The organism is Pseudomonas sp. PS01303, from assembly GCF_029959385.1.
Lineage (GTDB): Bacteria > Pseudomonadota > Gammaproteobacteria > Pseudomonadales > Pseudomonadaceae > Aquipseudomonas > Aquipseudomonas rustica.
On record NZ_JASCPK010000240.1, the window covers coordinates 1 to 5,037 of the forward strand.

The 5,037-nt window shown below is 57.2% G+C and carries 3 protein-coding genes and 1 pseudogene; 1 reads left to right on the forward strand and 3 read right to left on the reverse strand.

The features are described 5' to 3' along the window. Window positions 1-598 precede the first annotated feature (598 nt). The 3 genes and pseudogenes from QMX93_RS29640 to QMX93_RS29650 form a co-directional block, all read right to left on the reverse strand. On the reverse strand, window positions 599-1,879 hold the full coding sequence (locus tag QMX93_RS29640) for an HAAAP family serine/threonine permease (protein WP_282359111.1): 1,281 nt from the start codon (window positions 1,877-1,879) through the stop codon (window positions 599-601). A 250-nt stretch (window positions 1,880-2,129) separates the two neighbouring features. Continuing rightward, the gene (locus QMX93_RS29645; protein ID WP_178124195.1) at window positions 2,130-2,303 is read right to left on the reverse strand and encodes a hypothetical protein; all 174 of its coding nucleotides are present in this window, start codon (window positions 2,301-2,303) and stop codon (window positions 2,130-2,132) included. Window positions 2,304-2,339: 36 nt separating this feature from the next. Beyond that, window positions 2,340-2,533 (reverse strand): annotated as a pseudogene (locus tag QMX93_RS29650) (hypothetical protein). Window positions 2,534-2,816: 283 nt separating this feature from the next. Here QMX93_RS29650 and QMX93_RS29655 point away from each other — a divergent pair. Beyond that, on the forward strand, window positions 2,817-5,037 hold a 2,221-nt coding region (locus QMX93_RS29655; RefSeq protein WP_282359116.1), incomplete at its 3' end, for an Ig-like domain-containing protein.

Below are 5,037 nucleotides of genomic sequence, written 5' to 3' on the forward strand. Positions count from 1 at the left end.
GCATCACGCTAAACACTGTGGGAGCGGGCTTGCTCGCGAATGCATTGTGTCAGGCGACACCAGCGCTGAAGACCCACCGCATTCGCGAGCAAGCCCGCTCCCACAGGGGATCTCTACAGGTTTGAGATTGAGGGTATTACGCAGAACCTTGTGGGAGCGAGCTTGCTCGCGAATGCATTGTGTCAGGCGACGCAAGCGCTGAAGGCCCTCCGCATTCGCGAGCAAGCCCGCTCCCACAGGGGATCTCTACAGGTTTGAGATTGAGGGTATTGCGCAGAACATTGTGGGAGCGAGCCTGCTCGCGAATGCATTGTGTCAGGCGACACCAGCGCTGAAGGCCCACCGCATTCGCGAGCAAGCCCGCTCCCAAAGGGGATCTCTACAGGTTTTAGATTGAGGGTGTTACGCAGAACATTGTGGGAGCGGGCTTGCTCGCGAATGCATTGTGTCAGGCGACGCAAGCGCTGAAGATCCACCGCATTCGCGAGCAAGCCCGCTCCCACAGGGGATCTCTACAGGTTTGAGATTGAGGGTGTTTCGCAGAACATTGTGGGAGCGAGCCTGCCTGCGATGGCAGACTCGCAGCCGCACAGATCGGTCAGACAGTCAGCTTGTAAACCAACGCCGAAATCGCCACCAGACCCACCGCCGTGACAAACACGTTCGACGCCTGACCACGATAGCGCGCCATCGCCGGTACTTTACGAATCGCGTACATCGGCATCAGGAACAGAATCGCCGCAATCACCGGCCCGCCAACGGTTTCGATCATGCCGAGAATGCTCGGGTTCAGCGTTGCGATGATCCAGCAGATCACCAGCATGAACGCCGCCACAATGCGATCCAGTGCCTTCGCACTCGGACGCTTGCCGCTCTTCACGATCAGGCCTTTCAGACCTTCGCTGGCACCGATGTAGTGACCGAGGAACGACTTGGAGATCGCCACAAACGCAATTAGCGGCGCTGCAAACTCAATGGTCGGATTGTTGAAGTGGTTGGCCAGGTACGACAGGATCGACAGGTTCTGCTCTTTGGCCTCCGCCAATTGCTCCGGCGACAGCGTCAGCACGCAACTGAAGACGAAGAACAACACCATCAGCACCATCAACGCATGGGCGCGGAACAGGATCTGCGAGCTGCGCTCATCGGCATGCACGCCATACTGACGCTTCTGATCCACCGCAAACGCCGAAATAATTGGCGAGTGGTTGAACGAGAACACCATCACCGGAATCGCCAGCCACAGCGTGTGCAGCAGCGCCGACGCTGGCGGTACCTGCGAAACAGTGGTGAGGATGCCGCCGTTCCAGTGCGGAATCAGGTACACCCCCAGAAACAGTAGCGCGACGATAAACGGATAGACCATCAGGCTCATCGCCTTGACGATGGCGTCCTGACCGCAACGCACCACTGCCAGCAAACCAAGAATCAGCACGAACGACAGCAGCGCACGCGGCGGCGGCGTGATGTGCAATTGATGTTCAAGGAAACTGGCGACCGTATTGGTCAGGCCCACGCTGTAGATCAGCAGAATCGGGAAGATCGCGAAGAAGTACAGCAGCGTGATCAGCGCACCGGCCTTGATGCCGAAATGCTGCTCGACCACTTCAGTGATGTCAGCGCCTTCGCGACCGGACAGCACAAAACGGGTCAGGCCACGGTGTGCGTAGAACGTCATCGGGAACGCCAACAGCGCAAGCACCACCAGCGGCCAGAAGCCACCCAAGCCTGCGTTGATCGGCAAATACAGGGTACCGGCGCCAATGGCCGTCCCAAACAACCCCAACATCCAGGTGGTGTCCTGGCGATTCCAGCTCGAAAGTTCAGCGGGTGCTGCTGCATCAAAGCGCTCTTCGACGCTATTGGCCTGATCATTCATCCGGTCGGATCTCCGCATTCCGGTCACTTGCCACTCGGTCAGGACGCGTCGGAAAAAACCGACAGACATGCTCCGGCCGAAACAGGGGCGCGATTCTCCGCGATAAATGAGCAGAAGCAAAGACTTAGCTGAGGAATGGTGGTGCGGAGCAGATCAGCGGGATGTCGTTTTTAGGAAAATGACTGCCGTCAACGAGTACGCGATATGTCGTTTTTCGGCAAGTTATCGCACCGGGCATGAGGAAAAAACCTCATCCGACTAACCGACCCAACATGAAACCCATTGCCATGCAAAACAGACCGAAAGCCAGCATCGCCCAGACAGGTAACATGTCCCCTTTGTTCTTGATGCGCACTCTCTCAGCCCATTCATCGTGCTCCCGCTCGAGTTCTTCCATTCTGGCTTTTAGGTCATAGGTGCTCATTTTTGATTGTCCTTTTGGGTTAGAAGGTTCGAGTACTTAAGACTTGAAAAAGAAGCCTGCTACGGCAGTGATTGCGGTCACCAACCCCCTAATATTGCGAGCGGATATAAATTCGCTTCCCTGTTCAGCTTTTTTTCCTCCGTCAAAAGCTTTTGACGTTCGGCTACGAGTTTGCGTGTCTCATTCAGGAGCCTTTCGAGTTCCAGGTTTTCCAGATTATTTTGAAGCATTCGCCTTCCTTGGCTGTTGGCAACCACTGTCCAGGCTGCCTTGCAACCACATCATTCCTCGTTCCTCCTCTACCGAATAGCAGACGGATCTGTTGGGGGCGTAGGCAAAATCCTCGAGTTACGTAGGCAGCCTCATACACAGCAATTACCGAGATAAACCAGCCCTCGACACGCCAACCGTCCATCTGAAACCACCCCTCACCTGTCAGATCTGACAGGTGACGCCTCACCCGTTTCCAGCCATAAATTACTCCGTTGCCCAACGCACACAGGAGTGATCGCGATGCTTGTCCAACCGCCGAGAGGAACATCCACGCTGATCCTGCGCGAGTTGGAGATCCCAACGCGTACCCAACCGGTGTTGCCTTCCGGGGAATGGGGGATCAATCGTGCGGCGGCATGGCTGGTCTTCCCTGAAAAAGGCCTGCAGGTCTTTCTTCATCCATGGTCCAGCATGGGCAAGGGGGATCTGGTCGAGTTGTTGTTGAACGGCAACAATGTCGTTGATCAACTCACCATCGCCAAAGACGCCGATGTGGGCCAACGCGTGACGCTGTTTGTAGCCCCCCGCCATTTGCAGACGGGCTCGCATACCCTGACGTATCGCGTCACCCGGCTGAATCAGGGGGCCGAAACCCAGACGCCACCCACCCGAATCTACGTAAAAACCGAAGTGCCCGGCGGGCAGGACATCGATCCGGAGCCCGGTCACTCCAACCTTTTCATGTACATCCCGCCGGAAGTCGTCAGCGGCGGCGTCGACAAGGACATCGCCGACGCCGGGGTGCCGATCGTCATTCGTGCACCGTCAGGCAATGGCGCACCTTATCCCGCTGCCAGCGTGGGCGACGTGATCACGCTGAGCTGGGGCGGAATTTTGCTGATCTCCCCGCCGCTGACCGCCGAGCAGATCAACGATCCGGCTAATCACCCGATCACCTTCGTGGTGGGCAAGAGCACCATCGAAGAGGCCGGCGACACCGATTACGCAGGCCTGGCCGTGACATTTCTGGTCACTGACATCGTCGGCAACCAATCGGAAGACTGGTGCACAGAGACGCGCATCACCGTTTCGGTCGGCACGGTTTCCCTGACGGCCCCCATCGCCAAGGACGCCTTCAATAACAAGATCGACCTGGATCAACTGGGCAATAAAGACCTCACGATTCAAGTCTGGGCCAGTCCCCCCAGTTTCAAATTCGGCGACATCATCCATCTGAAAATGCGCGGTACCAGCGTCGATGGCGAGACGATAGAGGTCGACGCGCCCACCCAGACAATCGACAACCTGCCTCACACCTACGAGCTGCTGCTGAACAACGCGGATGCCCGCAGACTAGTCAAAACCCAAGTGATTTTTTCCTACACGCTGGCGCGCAGCGGCAGTACCGACCCCCTGCGCTCCAAAAACCAGTTTGTGCAGATCGAAGGCGAAGCGGATCGCCTGGCGGCACCGATTGCCGAGGATGCCCAACAGGGCGCGATCAACCCCGACCTCCCCGCCCCCCGCATCCGTATTCCACACGACCCGCTGATTCAGGTCGGCATGGCGATCGAACTCAGTTGGGTCGGCACCCGGCCGGACGGCAGCACCTACGACCCCGAACTGGAGTGGTACTTCCCGAGTAATAGTGAAGCAGACAACCCGCAAGGCTTCACGATCAGCGTCGAGGGCACTCACCTCAAAACTCTTGAAGGCGGCAAACTCGAACTCTCATATGCCCTGCTGAGCGAAAAAGACAACGGCGACATCCTGCGCCGAGAATCGCACAAGGCGGCGCAACTGAATGTCGGCGAACCGTCACTCGAGCTGGTCGCACCACTGGTGCTGGGAGAGAAAGACGGCTCGCTGGAACCCCATGACCTGCCCAACGGCACCAGCCAATTGACCGCGCCGAAATCGGCCGTCAATCCGACGAAACGCGATGATGTGGTTACCTATACCTGGGTCGGCGATGTCAGTGGCAGGACAGAAGATTCGATTACGCTCAACTCGCTTTCGGCAGGCAAGGACGTGCCTTTCCACCTTGATGCCGAATTCGTGGCCAAACATATCGAACCCAATCGCGGCAAAAAGGTAACGGCCAGTTATCGGGTATGGCGCGAGGAGACGGATACCTACAGTTATTCGAATGCGCTGGAATTCAGGGTTGGTGTCGAACTGGTCGCACCGGTGATTACTTCGGTGAAAGACCCCTACGGTAAAGAAGTCCCTAATGGCACTACGGTTACCAATGACAACGTCACGCTGACCGGTACAGCCACGGCGGTTCTGGAAATCGAAATCTTCGACGGGACGACCCTCAAAGGCACAGCGACCGTCAACGCCAGCGGTGTATGGACACGAGTTGTCGGGGGTTTGGCCGTCGGCCCGCACAGCCTCACAGCCAAAGGTGTTTACGGCAGTAATCCAGTATCAGCAGCACGAACCTTTACCGTGGCTTATGCGCTGGTTCCGGCGATTACTTCGGTGAAAGATTCCAAAGGCATCGACATCCCTCAAA

What these genes read in the sequence shown, in the direction of transcription:
- QMX93_RS29645 (WP_178124195.1), bottom strand. Translation starts at nt 2,303, where the DNA reads ATGAGCACCTATGACCTAAAAGCCAGAATGGAAGAACTCGAGCGGGAG.
- QMX93_RS29640 (WP_282359111.1), bottom strand. Translation starts at nt 1,879, where the DNA reads ATGAATGATCAGGCCAATAGCGTCGAAGAGCGCTTTGATGCAGCAGCA.